General features: G+C 65.4%; 12 protein-coding genes. 10 read left to right on the top strand and 2 right to left on the bottom strand.

What is annotated here, in order from left to right:
* The first annotated feature begins 51 nt into the window (after positions 1-51).
* The 10 genes from dctB to fabY all read left to right on the top strand — a co-directional run bounded on the left by dctB (position 52) and on the right by fabY (position 14,367).
* The gene (dctB, locus tag LJF27_RS02440) at positions 52-1,890 is read left to right on the top strand and encodes a two-component system sensor histidine kinase DctB (RefSeq protein ID WP_003123664.1); all 1,839 of its coding nucleotides are present in this window, start codon (positions 52-54) and stop codon (positions 1,888-1,890) included.
* Complete coding sequence (gene dctD, locus LJF27_RS02445) at positions 1,887-3,275, top strand: two-component system response regulator DctD (protein ID WP_003096187.1); 1,389 nt, start codon at positions 1,887-1,889, stop codon at positions 3,273-3,275. The genes dctB and dctD overlap by 4 nt, the downstream gene beginning before the upstream one ends.
* A gap of 240 nt (positions 3,276-3,515) precedes the next feature.
* A complete protein-coding gene (gene dctP, locus LJF27_RS02450; RefSeq protein ID WP_003105525.1) occupies positions 3,516-4,511 on the top strand; it encodes a C4-dicarboxylate TRAP substrate-binding protein DctP in 996 nt (331 codons plus the stop codon).
* Positions 4,512-4,529: 18 nt separating this feature from the next.
* Positions 4,530-5,162, top strand: a complete 633-nt coding sequence (gene dctQ, locus LJF27_RS02455) for a C4-dicarboxylate TRAP transporter small permease protein DctQ (protein WP_023089721.1) — start codon at positions 4,530-4,532, stop codon at positions 5,160-5,162.
* Positions 5,159-6,442, top strand: a complete 1,284-nt coding sequence (gene dctM, locus LJF27_RS02460; RefSeq protein ID WP_003105529.1) for a C4-dicarboxylate TRAP transporter large permease protein DctM — start codon at positions 5,159-5,161, stop codon at positions 6,440-6,442. The genes dctQ and dctM overlap by 4 nt, the downstream gene beginning before the upstream one ends.
* A 795-nt stretch (positions 6,443-7,237) precedes the next feature.
* On the top strand, positions 7,238-8,686 hold the full coding sequence (arcD, locus tag LJF27_RS02465) for an arginine-ornithine antiporter (protein ID WP_003123669.1): 1,449 nt from the start codon (positions 7,238-7,240) through the stop codon (positions 8,684-8,686).
* Between the two features lie 21 nt (positions 8,687-8,707).
* On the top strand, positions 8,708-9,964 hold the full coding sequence (arcA, locus tag LJF27_RS02470; RefSeq protein WP_003100029.1) for an arginine deiminase: 1,257 nt from the start codon (positions 8,708-8,710) through the stop codon (positions 9,962-9,964).
* Between the two features lie 79 nt (positions 9,965-10,043).
* Positions 10,044-11,054 carry an ornithine carbamoyltransferase gene (locus LJF27_RS02475; RefSeq protein WP_003100031.1) on the top strand — a complete coding sequence of 337 codons (1,011 nt, stop codon included), beginning with the start codon at positions 10,044-10,046 and terminating at the stop codon, positions 11,052-11,054.
* A gap of 60 nt (positions 11,055-11,114) precedes the next feature.
* Positions 11,115-12,047, top strand: a complete 933-nt coding sequence (gene arcC, locus LJF27_RS02480) for a carbamate kinase (RefSeq protein WP_003100033.1) — start codon at positions 11,115-11,117, stop codon at positions 12,045-12,047.
* Positions 12,048-12,462: 415 nt separating this feature from the next.
* Complete coding sequence (fabY, locus tag LJF27_RS02485; RefSeq protein WP_003114068.1) at positions 12,463-14,367, top strand: beta-ketoacyl-ACP synthase FabY; 1,905 nt, start codon at positions 12,463-12,465, stop codon at positions 14,365-14,367.
* 26 nt (positions 14,368-14,393) lie between these two features.
* On the opposite strand, the gene cysQ is transcribed toward fabY, so the two are convergent.
* Both cysQ and nudE read right to left on the bottom strand, forming a co-directional pair.
* Positions 14,394-15,233 carry a 3'(2'),5'-bisphosphate nucleotidase CysQ gene (gene cysQ / locus LJF27_RS02490; RefSeq protein WP_023116824.1) on the bottom strand — a complete coding sequence of 280 codons (840 nt, stop codon included), beginning with the start codon at positions 15,231-15,233 and terminating at the stop codon, positions 14,394-14,396.
* On the bottom strand, positions 15,230-15,796 hold the full coding sequence (nudE, locus tag LJF27_RS02495) for an ADP compounds hydrolase NudE (RefSeq protein ID WP_003096206.1): 567 nt from the start codon (positions 15,794-15,796) through the stop codon (positions 15,230-15,232). Before nudE ends, cysQ begins: the two co-directional genes overlap by 4 nt.
* Positions 15,797-15,870: the final 74 nt, after the last annotated feature.

A 15,870-nucleotide genomic window follows, 5' to 3' on the forward strand; every position in this document is an offset into this window, starting at 1 on the left:
GAGCGACCGGACTCGGCGCAAGGCGTGATAATTTAGGGCATCCCGTCCGGGATGCCCCGGATACTCGCAGCCACGGCAGGTTCGTTCGTCTTGAAAGCCTATTTCCATCGCTGGCGCTCGCTGGTCATCCTCGCCCTGCTTCTCGCGCCGCTGCTCTGGCCCCTGCAATATTTCGCCGAGCGCTACTACAGCGAGCAGTTGGCCGAGCAGAACCGCCAGACGCTCGACCTCTACGTCGCCAACCTGCTCGGCACGCTGCGCCGCTACGAAGAACTGCCGCAGATCCTCGGCGGCCTGCCGGTGCTGCGCCAGGCCCTGCAACAACCTGGCGACCCGCTGCTGCAGAAGATCGCCAACGAGGCGCTGGCTGACATCCGCCGACGCACCGGCGCCGACGTGATCTACCTGCTGCAACCGGACGGCACCACCCAGGTCGCCTCCAACTGGGCCCAGGCGGACAGTTTCGTCCACCGCAACTTCGCCTTCCGCCCCTATTATCGCGAGGCCATGCAGGGCCGCCTGGCGCGCTTCTTCGGCCTGGGCACCACCTCGATCAAGCGCGGCTACTACTTCGCCAGTGCGGTGAAGGAAGGCTCGCGGATCATCGGCGTGCTGGTGGTGAAGGTCGATCTCGAACACATCGAACGGCTCTGGGGCAATTCCCCGGAGCAACTGCTGGTGATAGACAACTACGGCGTGGTGATCCTCTCCTCGCGCGAGGATTGGCGCTTCCATGCCAGTCGGCCGCTGAGCGCGGCGGAGCGCGACGAGATCCACGCCAACATCCCCTACCCGGTGCAGGACCCGAAGCCCCTGCGCCTGCAACAGAGCGCCTGGCTCAGCCAGAGCCGGACGCTACCGGAAACCGGCTGGACGGTGAGCATCTACGCCCCCCGCACCCTCATCGAACGGCCGGTGCGCAGCGTCCTGCTGATCGGCGGCGCGACCCTGCTCGCCCTGCTCCTGCTGCTTACCCTGCTGACCCTCAGCCGCCGTCACTACCTGGACCGCATCGCTCTCGAGGCCGAGGCCAAGCGCCAGTTGGAAGAGCGCGTACTGGAACGCACCCGCGAGCTGGAGAACGCCAACGCGCAGTTGCAGCAGGAAGTCCACGAACGCGAGCAGGCCCAGCGCGAGCTGATGCGCGCCCAGGACGAAGTGGTCCAGGCCGGCAAGCTCACGGCCCTCGGCACCATGTCGGCGAGCATCAGCCACGAACTCAACCAGCCGCTGGCGGCGATCCGCAGCTACGCCGACAACGCCCGGGTGCTGCTCGACCACCAGCGCACCGAGGACGCCCGCGGCAATCTCGAGCAGATCAGCGACCTCACCACCCGCATGGCCTCGATCATCGCCCACCTCAAGGCCTATGCCCGCGGTGCGCGCCGGGCGCCGGAGAACGTGCAGTTGCAGCCGGCGATCGAGGACGCCCTGTCGATGGTGGCCAGCCGGCGGCGGGCGATGAACGTCGAACTGCTGCGCGACGTGCCGGACGCCCCGCTGTGGGTCCAGGCCGGCGAGACCCGCTTGCGGCAGATCCTCGGCAACCTGCTCACCAATGCCCTCGACGCGCTCGCCGAGAAAGCTCCGCCGCGGCGCCTGTGGGTAATCGCCAGCCAGGACCAGCACGGCGTGACCCTGACTCTGCGCGACAACGGCCCGGGGTTTTCCGAGGACGCCCTGGCCCACGCCCACGAACCCTTCTTCACCACCAAGACCACCGCCAAAGGGCTCGGCCTCGGCCTGGCCATCTGCGATAACCTATTGCGCGCCCTCGGCGGCCGCCTGGAAATGGGCAACCATCTCGAAGGCGGCGCCGTGGTGCGCCTGCACTTGCTGCCGGGAGTTCCCGGCGTCGCCGCCATGCCCCAGGAGGAAACCCGCGCATGAGTCCCTTCGCGCCATTCGATGCCCAGACCCAGGTCCTGCTGATCGACGACGATCCGCACCTGCGCCAGGCCCTGCGCCAGACGCTCGACCTCGCCGGGCTCAAGGTCGCGACCCTGGATGACGCGCGCCAGCTGGATACCGCGCAGTGCAAGGACTGGCCCGGGGTGGTGGTCAGCGACATCCGCATGCCCGGCATCGATGGCATGGAACTGCTCCGCCAATTGCACGAACAGGACGCCGACCTGCCGGTGATCCTGATCACCGGCCACGGCGACGTGCCGCTGGCGGTCCAGGCCATGCGCGGCGGCGCCTATGACTTCCTGGAAAAGCCCTTCCCCAGCGACGCCCTGCTCGACAGCGTGCGCCGCGCCCTGGAGGTGCGCCGGCTGGTCCTGGAGAACCGCACCCTGCGCCTGGCCCTGGCCGAACGCCACGAGCTGCATGGGCGCCTGATCGGACGCTCGGCCGGCATGCAGCGCCTGCGCGAGCAGGTCGGCTCGCTGGCGGCGATCCAGGCCGACGTGCTGGTCCTTGGCGAAACCGGCGCCGGCAAGGAGGTGGTCGCGCGGGCCCTGCATGACCTGTCGAGCCGACGCGACGGACCGTTCGTCGCGATCAACGCCGGCGCCCTCGCCGAATCGGTGGTGGAAAGCGAACTGTTCGGTCACGAGGCCGGCGCCTTCACCGGCGCGCAGAAGCGCCGCATCGGCAAGTTCGAGTACGCCAATGGCGGCACCCTGTTCCTCGACGAGATCGAGAGCATGAGCCTGGACGTGCAGGTCAAGCTGTTGCGCCTGCTGCAGGAACGGGTAGTCGAGCGGCTCGGCTCCAACCAGTTGATCCCGCTGGATATCCGCATCATCGCGGCAACCAAGGAAGACCTGCGCCAGGCCGCCGACCAGGGCCGCTTCCGCGCCGACCTCTATTACCGCCTCAACGTCGCCAGCCTGCGCATTCCACCGCTGCGCGAGCGCGGCGAAGACATCCCGCTGCTGTTCCGCCATTTCGCCGAAGCCGGCGCCATGCGTCATGGCCTGACGCCACGCGAACTGGACGCCGGCCAGTCGGCGCGGCTGCTGGCCTACGACTGGCCGGGCAACGTGCGCGAATTGCAGAACGCCGCCGAGCGCTTCGCCCTGGGTCTCGGCCTGAGCCTGGACGACGGAGTCCTGCCCGACGCCGCCGACGAGCCGCACAACCTCAGCGCCAAGGTCGAGGCCTTCGAGCGCTCGCTGATCGCTGCCGAACTGGAACGCCCGCACAATTCGCTGCGCAGCGTCGCCGAGGCCCTCGGTATCCCGCGCAAGACCCTGCACGACAAGCTGCGCAAGCACGGCCTGCCGTTCAACACGCCTGGCGAAAATCCGCCAGATGATGGCGAATGAATGGCGGATTACCGCCAACCGTTCGCCATCCGCGCCCGCAGCATCTCCCCTGCGTACCCTTGCCCGACTGGCACAGGGCTTGCTCACGGCTTCCCGAGCGTTCCAACAAGCAGAAGACCAGGCGCTTTTCCGATTCACGCAGCATCTGCCGCTGCGCTGCCTAGACTTCCCTTGTTCGGCCACGCCGAGAGGACACCCGTCCTCTTCATAAAAGACAGACAAGAACAAAGAGGAAGTCTCATGCTCAAGCACACCGCGAAGGCGCTCGTCTGCGCACTTTCCCTGACCGTCGCCGGAATCGTCCAGGCAGCCGACCCGATCGTCATCAAGTTCTCCCACGTCGTCGCCGAGCACACGCCCAAGGGCCAGGGCGCGCTGCTGTTCAAGAAACTGGTGGAGGAACGCCTGCCGGGCAAGGTCAAGGTGGAGGTCTACCCGAACTCGTCGCTGTTCGGCGACGGCAAGGAGATGGAAGCCCTGCTGCTGGGCGACGTGCAGATCATCGCGCCGTCGCTGGCCAAGTTCGAGCAGTACACCAAGAAATTGCAGATCTTCGACCTGCCGTTCCTGTTCGACAACATCCAGGCGGTCGACCGCTTCCAGCAGAGCCCGCAGGGCAAGGAGCTGCTGACCTCGATGCAGGACAAGGGCATCACTGGCCTCGGCTACTGGCACAACGGGATGAAGCAGTTGTCCGCCAACAAGCCCCTGCGCGAGCCGAAGGACGCCCGCGGCCTGAAGTTCCGCGTGCAGGCCTCCAAGGTGCTCGAGGAACAGTTCAAGGCGGTGCGCGCCAACCCGCGCAAGATGAGCTTCGCCGAGGTCTATCAGGGCCTGCAGACCGGCGTGGTCAACGGTACCGAGAACCCCTGGTCGAACATCTACTCGCAGAAGATGCACGAAGTGCAGAAGTACATCACCGAGTCCGACCACGGCGTGCTGGACTACATGGTGATCACCAACACCAAGTTCTGGAACGGCCTGCCGGAAGACGTGCGCGGCGTGCTGGCCAAGACCATGGACGAGGTCACCGTGGAGGTGAACAAGCAGGCCGAGGCGCTCAACCAGGGCGACAAGCAGCGCATCGTCGAGGCCAAGACCAGCGAGATCATCGAACTCACTCCCGAACAGCGGGCCGAATGGCGCAAGGCCATGCAGCCGGTGTGGAAGAAGTTCGAAGGCGAGATCGGCGCCGACCTGATCAAGGCCGCCGAAGCCGCCAACCAGGCCCAATAAGAAGAAGAGGGAAAGCCCATGCACGCGCTCGCGCGCGTCTGGGCGCGCCTGGAGGAAGGCCTGATCGCCTTCCTCCTCGCCGCCATGACGCTGGTTACCTTCGTTTATGTAGTCCTCAATAACCTCTATACGCTGCTCTACGATCTCGCCGATCTCTGGGAGGGCGGCAACGAGACGCTGCTCGCCATCGGCGATGGGGTCCTCACCCTGGCCCAGGAGATGACCTGGAGCAACGCCCTGACCAAGGCCCTGTTCGCCTGGCTGATCTTCCTCGGCATCGCCTACGGCGTACGCACCGCCGGGCACCTCGGTGTGGACGTGCTGGTGAAGCTGGCCTCGCGACCGGTACAGCGAGTGCTCGGCGTGATCGCCTGCCTGGCCTGCCTCGGCTACGCCGGCCTGCTCTGCGTGGCCAGCTACGACTGGGTGAAGACCCTGTTCATCGCCGGCATCGGCGCCGAGGACCTCGACCACTTCGGCATCCGCCAATGGCACATCGGCCTGATCGTGCCGGTCGGCTTCGCGCTGGTGTTCATCCGTTTCGCCGAGATCCTCGTGCGCATCCTGCGCAACCGCCAGACCGGACTGGGACTGGCCGACGAGGCTGCCGACGCGCTGAAGCTGACCGAGCACGAGGAGCCCAAGACATGACCATTCTGTTCCTCTTCCTGCTGCTCTTCCTGCTGATGTTCATCGGCGTGCCGATCGCCGTCTCCCTGGGTCTCTCCGGCGCACTGACGATCCTCCTGTTCAGCCCGGACTCGGTACGCTCGCTGGCGATCAAGCTGTTCGAGACCTCCGAGCACTACACCCTGCTGGCGATCCCGTTCTTCCTGCTCTCCGGCGCGTTCATGACCACCGGTGGCGTGGCGCGGCGCCTGATCGACTTCGCCAACGCCTGCGTCGGACACATCCGTGGCGGCCTGGCGATCGCCGCGGTGCTCGCCTGCATGCTCTTCGCCGCGCTATCCGGCTCGTCTCCGGCAACGGTGGCGGCAGTGGGTTCGATCGCCATCGCCGGCATGGTCCGCTCGGGTTATCCACAGGCGTTCGGCGCCGGGATCGTCTGCAACGCCGGCACCCTCGGCATCCTCATCCCGCCATCGATCGTGATGGTGGTCTACGCCGCCGCCACCGAGACCTCGGTGGGCAAGCTGTTCATCGCCGGCGTGGTTCCGGGGCTGCTGCTGGGACTGATCCTGATGGTGGTGATCTACATCGTCGCCCGGGTCAAGAAGCTGCCCGCCATGCCAAGGGTCAGTCTGCGCGAATGGCTGGCCAGCGCGCGTAAGGCGCTGTGGGGGCTGCTGCTGATGGTGATCATCCTCGGCGGCATCTATTCCGGCGCCTTCACCCCCACCGAGGCCGCCGCCGTCGCCGCGGTGTACTCGGCCTTCGTCGCACTGTTCGTCTACCGCGACATGCGCCTGAGCGAATGCCCGAAGGTGCTGCTGGAGTCCGGCAAGCTGACCATCATGCTGATGTTCATCATCGCCAACGCCATGCTCTTCGCCCACGTGCTGACCACCGAGCAGATACCGCAGAGCATCGCCAGCTGGGTCACGGAACTGGGACTTTCGCCATGGATGTTCCTGCTGGTGGTGAACATCGTGCTGCTGATCGCCGGCAACTTCATGGAGCCTTCGGCGATCATCCTGATCCTGGCGCCGATCTTCTTCCCCATCGCCATGGAGCTGGGCATCGATCCGATCCACCTCGGCATCATCATGGTGGTGAACATGGAGATCGGCCTGATCACGCCGCCGGTCGGGCTCAACCTGTTCGTCACCTCGGCGGTCACCGGCATGCCGCTGGGCGCGACCATCCGCGCAGCGCTGCCGTGGCTGATGATCCTGCTGGTGTTCCTGATCATCGTGACCTACATCCCGGCGGTATCCCTGGCATTGCCGAACTGGCTGGGGATGAGCTGACGGAACGGTAACGACGGCGGAAAACCCCGCCCTGCGCTCGGGCCTTCGGCAAAAATCCGCTCATGCCGCAGGCCCGTGCCCCGCAGTTGACGGGCCGGGCCACCTGTCGATGGCTGGCACGCCGCTTGCTCAATCGCTCGCAGTGCCCCTGGCACCGGCTTTCGGTTCGCCCAGCGAACCGCGCCCTTCGGCCACGAACCGGATGGCGGCCCCTTCCCCTGTGCCGACGTGCGCCAGCACGCGCGGCGGGTGGGCGGCGATCCCGTCCCCCCAGCGGTCTTCATACCCTGAAGCCCAAATGAAGAGCCCGGCGAACGCCGGGCTTCTTCATTTCTTTCCTTGTGCTTTTTCGTTCTTTGATAAGAGCGGAAAATTATTTTTACTTATAAATAAAAAATACTCCTCTCGAAATACTGCAACACTTCCCTGGAAAGTCGCGGCGGTTTTTCGACGGACCGTCAACAAGCCGGCGACCACCCACCTGAAAGTCAGAATACCGTCTCGCGAAATTCATTGATCGGCATCAACGATCCGGCTTGATCCGCGGCTTATAGCCCGATTTCGAGCAATTTCAAGCTTTCCCCGTAGCGGATGGCAAGACTTCCCCTATCACATGAAAAAACCGCCCTATTGCGGGCAGGTCTTAGATTCCTCTTCTATCTTTGGCACTCGCAACTTACAGGAATGCGTCATCTAATTACTTTGAGTAGGAAGCTATTGACGTGGATCAGCATTCAACAATAGCCGCTGCCGCCTAATGGCTTCACTCTCAATTCCTATAGGGAGATTCCGAAAATGTCCCAAGAATCCAGCCAAAAACTCCGACTAGGAGCGCTAACGGCTCTGGTTGTCGGCTCGATGATCGGAGGGGGCATCTTCTCCCTCCCGCAAAACATGGCAGCCAGCGCCGATGTCGGCGCCGTCCTGATCGGATGGGCGATCACCGCCGTCGGCATGCTCACCCTCGCTTTCGTCTTCCAGACCCTCGCCAACCGCAAGCCCGAACTCGACGGCGGCGTGTACGCCTACGCCAAGGCCGGCTTCGGCGACTACATGGGTTTCTCCTCGGCCTGGGGCTACTGGATCAGCGCCTGGCTGGGCAACGTCGGCTACTTCGTCCTGTTGTTCAGCACCCTCGGCTACTTCTTCCCGATCTTCGGCAAGGGCGACACCGTCGCGGCGATCGTCTGCGCCTCGGTCCTGCTCTGGGCCCTGCACTTCCTGGTGCTGCGCGGGATCAAGGAGGCGGCGTTCATCAACACCGTCACCACCGTGGCCAAGGTCGTGCCGCTGTTCCTGTTCATCCTGATCTGCCTGTTCGCCTTCAAGCTGGACATCTTCACCGCCGACATCTGGGGCAAGAGCAACCCGGACCTGGGCAGCGTGATGAACCAGGTGCGCAACATGATGCTGGTCACCGTCTGGGTGTTCATCGGCATCGAGGGCGCGAGCATCTTCTCCTCCCGCGCGGAAAAACGTTCCGACGTCGGCAAGGCCACCGTGATCGGCTTCATCACCGTCCTGCTCCTGCTGGTGCTGGTCAACGTGCTGTCCATGGGCGTGATGACCCAGCCGGAACTGGCCAAGCTGCAGAACCCGTCGATGGCGCTGGTACTCGAGCATGTGGTCGGCCACTGGGGCGCCGTGCTGATCAGCGTCGGCCTGCTGATCTCGCTGCTGGGCGCGCTGCTCTCCTGGGTGCTGCTGTGCGCCGAGATCATGTTCGCCGCCGCCAAGGACCACACCATGCCGGAGTTCCTGCGCCGCGAGAACGCCAACCAGGTGCCAGCCAACGCCCTGTGGCTGACCAACATCTGCGTACAGGTGTTCCTGGTGGTGGTGTTCTTCACCTCGGGCGACCCGGACGGCATGGACCCGTACACCAAGATGCTGCTCCTGGCCACCTCAATGATCCTGATCCCGTACTTCTGGTCCGCCGCCTATGGCCTGCTGCTGACCCTGAAGGGCGAGACCTACGAGAACGATGCCCGCGAACGCAGCAAGGACCTGGTCATCGCCGGCATCGCCGTGGCCTACGCGGTCTGGCTGCTCTACGCCGGGGGCCTGAAGTACCTGCTGCTGTCCGCCCTGCTGTATGCGCCCGGCGCGATCCTTTTCGCCAAGGCCAAGCACGAGGTCGGCCAGCCGATCTTCACCGGAATCGAAAAACTGATCTTCGCCGCAGTCGTCATTGGCGCCCTGGTGGCTGCCTACGGCCTCTACGACGGTTTCCTCACCCTCTGATTACTCCACTGGAGACGTGAAATGAGCACGGAAAAAACCAAACTTGGCGTCCACTCCGAAGCCGGCAAACTGCGCAAAGTGATGGTCTGCTCGCCCGGACTCGCCCACCAGCGCCTGACCCCGAGCAACTGCGACGAGTTGCTGTTCGACGACGTGATCTGGGTGAACCAGGCCAAGCGCGACCACTTCGACTTCGTCACCAAGATGCGCGAGCGCGGCATCGACGTCCTCGAGATGCACAATCTGCTGACCGAGACCATCCAGAACCCGGAAGCGCTGAAGTGGATCCTCGATCGCAAGATCACCGCCGACAGCGTCGGCCTGGGCCTGACCAGCGAGCTGCGCTCCTGGCTGGAGAGCCTGGAGCCGCGCAAGCTGGCCGAGTACCTGATCGGCGGCGTCGCCGCTGACGACCTGCCCGCCAGCGAAGGCGCCGACATCCTCAAGATGTACCGCGAGTACCTGGGCCATTCCAGCTTCCTGCTGCCGCCGTTGCCGAACACCCAGTTCACCCGTGACACCACGTGCTGGATCTACGGCGGCGTGACCCTGAACCCGATGTACTGGCCGGCGCGACGACAGGAAACCCTGCTGACCACCGCCATCTACAAGTTCCATCCCGAGTTCGCCAACGCCGAATTCGAGATCTGGTACGGCGACCCGGACAAGGACCACGGCTCCTCGACCCTGGAAGGCGGCGACGTGATGCCGATCGGCAACGGCGTGGTCCTGATCGGCATGGGCGAGCGCTCCTCGCGCCAGGCCATCGGTCAGGTCGCCCAGTCGCTGTTCGCCAAGGGCGCCGCCGAGCGGGTGATCGTCGCCGGCCTGCCGAAGTCCCGCGCCGCGATGCACCTGGACACCGTGTTCAGCTTCTGCGACCGCGACCTGGTCACGGTCTTCCCGGAAGTGGTCAAGGAAATCGTGCCCTTCAGCCTGCGCCCCGATCCGAGCAGCCCCTACGGCATGAACATCCGCCGCGAGGAGAAAACCTTCCTCGAAGTGGTCGCCGAATCCCTCGGCCTGAAGAAACTGCGCGTGGTCGAGACCGGCGGCAACAGCTTCGCCGCCGAGCGCGAGCAATGGGACGACGGTAACAACGTGGTCTGCCTGGAGCCGGGCGTGGTGGTCGGCTACGACCGCAACACCTACACCAACACCCTGCTGCGCAAGGCCGGCGTCGAGGTCATCACCATCAGCGCCAGCGAACTGGGTCGCGGTCGCGGCGGCGGCCACTGCATGACCTGCCCGATCATCCGCGACCCGATCGACTACTGACAGACAACCCGCTCTCGAGCTGAACGGCGGCGTCCCCAGGAGGGGCGCCGCCCACCGACTTCCCACAAGGAGATCAATCATGGCTTTCAACATGCACAACCGTAACCTGCTCAGCCTGATGCACCACAGCACCCGCGAGCTGCGTTACCTGCTCGACCTGTCCCGCGACCTCAAGCGCGCCAAGTACACCGGCACCGAGCAGCAGCACCTGAAGCGCAAGAACATTGCCCTGATCTTCGAGAAAACCTCCACTCGCACCCGCTGCGCCTTCGAGGTGGCCGCCTACGACCAGGGCGCCAACGTCACCTACATCGACCCGAACTCCTCGCAGATCGGCCACAAGGAGAGCATGAAGGACACCGCGCGGGTTCTCGGCCGGATGTACGACGCCATCGAGTACCGCGGCTTCAAGCAGGAAATCGTCGAGGAACTCGCGAAGTTCGCCGGCGTTCCGGTGTTCAACGGCCTGACCGACGAATACCACCCGACCCAGATGCTCGCCGACGTGCTGACCATGCGCGAGCACAGCGACAAGCCGCTGCACGACATCAGCTACGCCTACCTGGGCGACGCGCGCAACAACATGGGTAACTCCCTGCTGCTGATCGGCGCCAAGCTCGGCATGGACGTACGCATCGCCGCGCCGAAGGCGCTCTGGCCGCACGACGAGTTCGTCGCCCAGTGCAAGAAGTTCGCCGAGGAAAGCGGCGCCAAGCTGACCCTCACCGAGGATCCGAAGGAAGCCGTGAAAGGCGTGGACTTCGTCCACACCGACGTCTGGGTGTCGATGGGCGAGCCGGTGGAAGCCTGGGGCGAGCGGATCAAGGAACTGCTGCCCTACCAGGTCAACATGGAGATCATGAAGGCCACCGGCAACCCGCGGGCCAAGTTCATGCACTGCCTGCCGGCGTTCCACAACAGCGAGACCAAGGTCGGCAAGCAGATCGCCGAGCAGTATCCGAACCTTGCCAACGGCATCGAGGTGACCGAGGACGTCTTCGAGTCGCCCTACAACATCGCCTTCGAGCAGGCCGAGAACCGCATGCATACCATCAAGGCGATCCTCGTCTCGACCCTCGCCGACATCTGACCGCGCTCCTGCGCCCCGGCCCACGCGGCCGGGCGCAGCCGCCTTCCGGAGGTAACCGATATGCGTATCGTCGTCGCATTGGGCGGTAATGCCCTGCTACGCCGTGGCGAACCCATGACCGCGGACAACCAGCGGGAAAACGTGCGGATCGCCGCCGAACAGATCGCCAAGGTGGCGCCCGGCAACGAGCTGGTGATCGCCCACGGCAACGGCCCCCAGGTCGGCCTGCTGGCCCTCCAGGGTGCCGCCTACGACAAGGTCTCGCCCTACCCGCTGGACGTCCTCGGCGCGGAAACCGAGGGCATGATCGGCTACATGATCGAACAGGAAATGGGCAACCTGCTGCCGTTCGAAGTGCCGTTCGCCACCATCCTCACCCAGGTCGAGGTGGACGGTAAGGATCCGGCGTTCCAGAACCCGACCAAGCCGATCGGCCCGGTCTACTCCAGGGAAGAAGCCGAGCGCCTGGCCGCCGAGAAGGGCTGGAGCATCGCCCCGGACGGCGACAAGTTCCGCCGCGTGGTGCCCAGCCCGCGGCCGAAGCGGATCTTCGAGATCCGCCCGGTGAAGTGGCTGCTGGAGAAAGGCACCATCGTCATCTGCGCTGGCGGCGGCGGTATCCCGACCATGTACGACGAGGCCGGGAAGAAGCTCAGCGGCGTCGAGGCGGTGATCGACAAGGACCTCTGCTCCTCGCTGCTGGCCCAGGAGCTGGTGGCCGACATCCTGATCATCGCCACCGACGTCGACGCGGCCTACGTCGACTGGGGCAAGCCGACCCAGAAGGCCATCGCCCAGGCCCACCCGGACGAACTGGAGCGCCTCGGCTTCGCCGCCGGCTCCATGGGTCCGAAGGTCCAGGCCGCCATCGAGTTCGCCCGCGCCACCGGCAAGGACGCGGTGATCGGTTCGCTCGCGGACATCGTCGCAATCACCGAGGGCAAGGCGGGAACACGGGTCAGCACGCGCAAGGCGGGCATCGAGTACCGCTGATACACCACCCCCAGGGCCGCTTCGCGGCCCTTCTTCATTCTCCTCTGCCGGCATCGGGCGAAAGGTGGATAGCGCCACGCCTCTGCGCGCGGACTTTCAAGCAAGTCCCGCAACACTCGCCTACGCCCCACCTCTGCCAACAGCCCGGCCATGGGCGTCAATCCCCCCACGGCAGACCGCCAGCACTTGTGGAAAGCCCACGCAACGCGGTATTCAGTAGGAAAATACGTGACTCGATAGTCATGATTCACGTCAGCATAGTCACCCTGATCATTTCAACGGCCACTGGCTCGTGCCCGGGTCCGTGAAGCTCGCCTCGCCGACGGGAAAGGCCGCCATCGCCGCCACGCGCTTCCCGCTCCGGACCAGGCAGCAGCCCGGCACGCGAACGACTATTCGAAGGAGTTTCTGAGTGATGTCTCGACTACCGGTCATTGTTGGTTTCGGTGGCTACAACGCAGCAGGCCGTAGTTCCTTCCACCACGGCTTCCGCCGCATGGTCATCGAATCGATGGACCCGCAGGCGCGCCAGGAAACCCTAGCCGGCCTGGCGGTCATGATGAAACTGGTCAAGGCCGAAGGCGGCCGCTACCTGGCCGAAGACGGCACGCCGCTGTCCCCGGAGGACATCGAGCGGCGCTACGCCGAACGCATCTTCGCCTCTACCCTGGTGCGACGCATCGAACCGCAGTACCTCGACCCGGATGCAGTCCACTGGCACAAGGTCCTCGAGCTGTCCCCTGCCGAAGGCCAGGCGCTGACCTTCAAGGCCTCGCCCAAGCAACTGCCCGAGCCGCTGCCGGCCAACTGGTCGATCGCTCCCGCGGAGGACGGCGAGGTGCTGGTGAGCATCCACGAGCGCTGCGAGTTCAAGGTGGACAGCTACCGTGCGCTGACGGTGAAGTCCGCCGGCCAGTTGCCCACCGGTTTCGAACCGGGCGAGCTGTACAACTCGCGCTTCCACCCGCGAGGCCTGCAGATGTCGGTGGTCGCCGCGACCGACGCGATCCGCTCCACCGGCATCGACTGGAAGACCATCGTCGACAACGTCCAGCCCGACGAGATCGCGGTATTCTCCGGCAGCATCATGAGCCAGCTCGACGACAACGGTTTCGGCGGCCTGATGCAATCCCGCCTGAAGGGCCACCGGGTCTCGGCCAAGCAACTGCCGCTGGGCTTCAACAGCATGCCCACCGATTTCATCAATGCCTACGTGCTCGGCAGCGTCGGCATGACCGGCAGCATCACAGGCGCCTGCGCCACCTTCCTCTACAACCTGCAGAAGGGTATCGACGTCATCACCAGCGGCCAGGCCCGGGTGGTCATCGTCGGCAACAGCGAGGCGCCGATCCTGCCGGAGTGCATCGAGGGCTACAGTGCCATGGGCGCGCTGGCCACCGAAGAAGGCCTGCGCCTGATCGAAGGCCGCGACGACGTGGACTTCCGCCGCGCCAGCCGGCCGTTCGGCGAGAACTGCGGCTTCACCCTGGCCGAGTCCAGCCAGTACGTAGTGCTGATGGACGACGAACTGGCCCTGCGCCTGGGCGCGGATATCCACGGCGCGGTAACCGACGTGTTCATCAACGCCGACGGTTTCAAGAAGTCCATCTCCGCCCCCGGCCCGGGCAACTACCTGACGGTAGCCAAGGCGGTGGCCAGCGCGGTGCAGATCGTCGGCCTGGACACCGTGCGCCACGCCAGCTTCGTCCACGCCCACGGCTCCAGCACGCCGGCCAACCGGGTCACCGAATCGGAAATCCTCGACCGCGTGGCCAGCGCCTTCGGCATCGACGGCTGGCCGGTCACCGCGGTGAAGGCCTACGTCGGCCACTCCCTGGCCACCGCCAGCGCCGATCAACTGATTTCCGCCCTGGGCACCTTCAAGTACGGCATCCTCCCTGGGATCAAGACCATCGACAAGGTCGCCGACGACGTCCACCAGCAGCGCCTGAGCATCTCCAATCGCGACATGCGCCAGGACAAGCCGCTGGAGGTATGCTTCATCAACTCCAAGGGCTTCGGCGGCAACAACGCCAGCGGCGTGGTGCTGTCGCCGCGAATCGCCGAGAAGATGCTGCGCAAGCGCCATGGCCAAGCGGCCTTCGCCGCCTACGTCGAAAAGCGCGAGCAGACCCGCGCCGCCGCCCGCGCCTACGACCAGCGCGCGCTGCAGGGCGACCTGGAGATCATCTACAACTTCGGCCAGGACCTGATCGACGAACACGCCATCGAGGTCAGCGCCGAACAGGTGACGGTGCCCGGCTTCAGCCAGCCGCTGGTATACAAGAAGGACGCGCGTTTCAGTGACATGCTCGACTGAGCGCCACCACAACGGAAAAGGCCCGGCTAGACCGGGCCTTTTCGTTTCAGTGCAGCGCGCGCCAGTTGGATCAGCTCGCTGCGCCACTCGGCAGCGCGCGGCAGGGCCAGGAAGGAGCCGTTGAGGTAGTCCTCGCGCGGCTCGTAGGTGAATGGCGCGCCATGCAGGTCGAGCACCTCGCCGCCGGCGCCTTCCAGCACACCCTGGGCGGCGGCCGTGTCCCATTGCGAGGTTGGCGTCAGGCGCGGATAGCAGTCGGCAGCGCCCTCGGCCAGCAGGCAGAACTTCAGCGAACTGCCGATGCTGGCTCGCCGCAGGTCGCCGAAGCGCTCACTCAAGCCATCCAGCAGGCGCTCCTGGGCCGGGCTGCCATGGCGCTTGCTGGCCACCACGGTGAAGGCCTCCTCGGGCTCCAGGCGCACACTGATCGGTTGCGCGCGGCCATCGGCCTCCTCGCGCCAGGCACCGAGACCGGCGCCACCGTAGTAGCAGCGGCCGCTCACCGGCACGCCGACCAGGCCGAACAGCACCCGGCCATCCTCGACCAGGGCCACGTTGACGGTGAACTCCTCGCTACCGGAGATGAACTCCTTGGTGCCGTCCAGCGGGTCCACCAGCCACCAGCGCCGCCAGTGGCCGCGCTCGCTCAGCGGTATCTCGCAATCCTCTTCGGAAAGCACCGGAATGTCCGGCGCCAGCGCCCGCAACCCCGCCTCCAATATATGGTGCGCGGCAAGGTCGGCGGCGGTAACCGGCGATTCGTCGGCCTTCGAGCGCACCGCCACGTCGGCGCGCCAGTGCGGCAGGATCGCCTCGCCGGCGCGCCGCACCAGCGCCACCAATTCGCCCCAGGGCACCGGTCTCATGCCTGGTACTCGCCGCGCTGAGTGAGCAGGTCGCGTACCAGGTACAGCGCAGCCAGGGCGCGGCCTTCGCTGAACTGGGCGTGCTGGGCCAGGCTCGACAGTTCGCGCAGGCTGATGCGATCGACGCCCATCGGCTCCGGCTCGTCGCCCGGCAGGCGCTCCTCGTAGAGGTCGCGCGCCAGCACCACCTGGATGCGCTGGCTCATGTAGCCCGGCGACAGCGACAGTTCGGTGATGTGCTCCAGTTGCCGGGCACCGTAGCCCGCTTCCTCCTTGAGCTCGCGGTTGGCCGCCGCGAGGATGTCCTCGCCCGGCTCGACCAGGCCCTTGGGCAGCGACAACTGGTATTCGTCGACCCCGGCGCAATATTCCTCCACCAGCACCGCGTGCTCGGCATCGAGCATGGCCACCACCATCACCGCACCGTAGCCCTGGCCCTTGCCGACCAGACGCTCGTAGGTGCGCTCGACGCCATTGCTGAAGCGCAGTTGCAACTCCTCGACAGCGAACAGTCGGCTCTTCGCGACGATCTCGCTGGCGAGTACGGTGGGTTTCTGACGCATGTGGATAACTCCTTGGCGAAGCCGGCGGGTTATCATACCCCGGCTTTTCCGATTATCCCTGTCGGAGATTGATG

It is taken from the genome of Pseudomonas sp. 203-8 (genome assembly GCF_020708595.1).
GTDB lineage: Bacteria > Pseudomonadota > Gammaproteobacteria > Pseudomonadales > Pseudomonadaceae > Pseudomonas > Pseudomonas aeruginosa.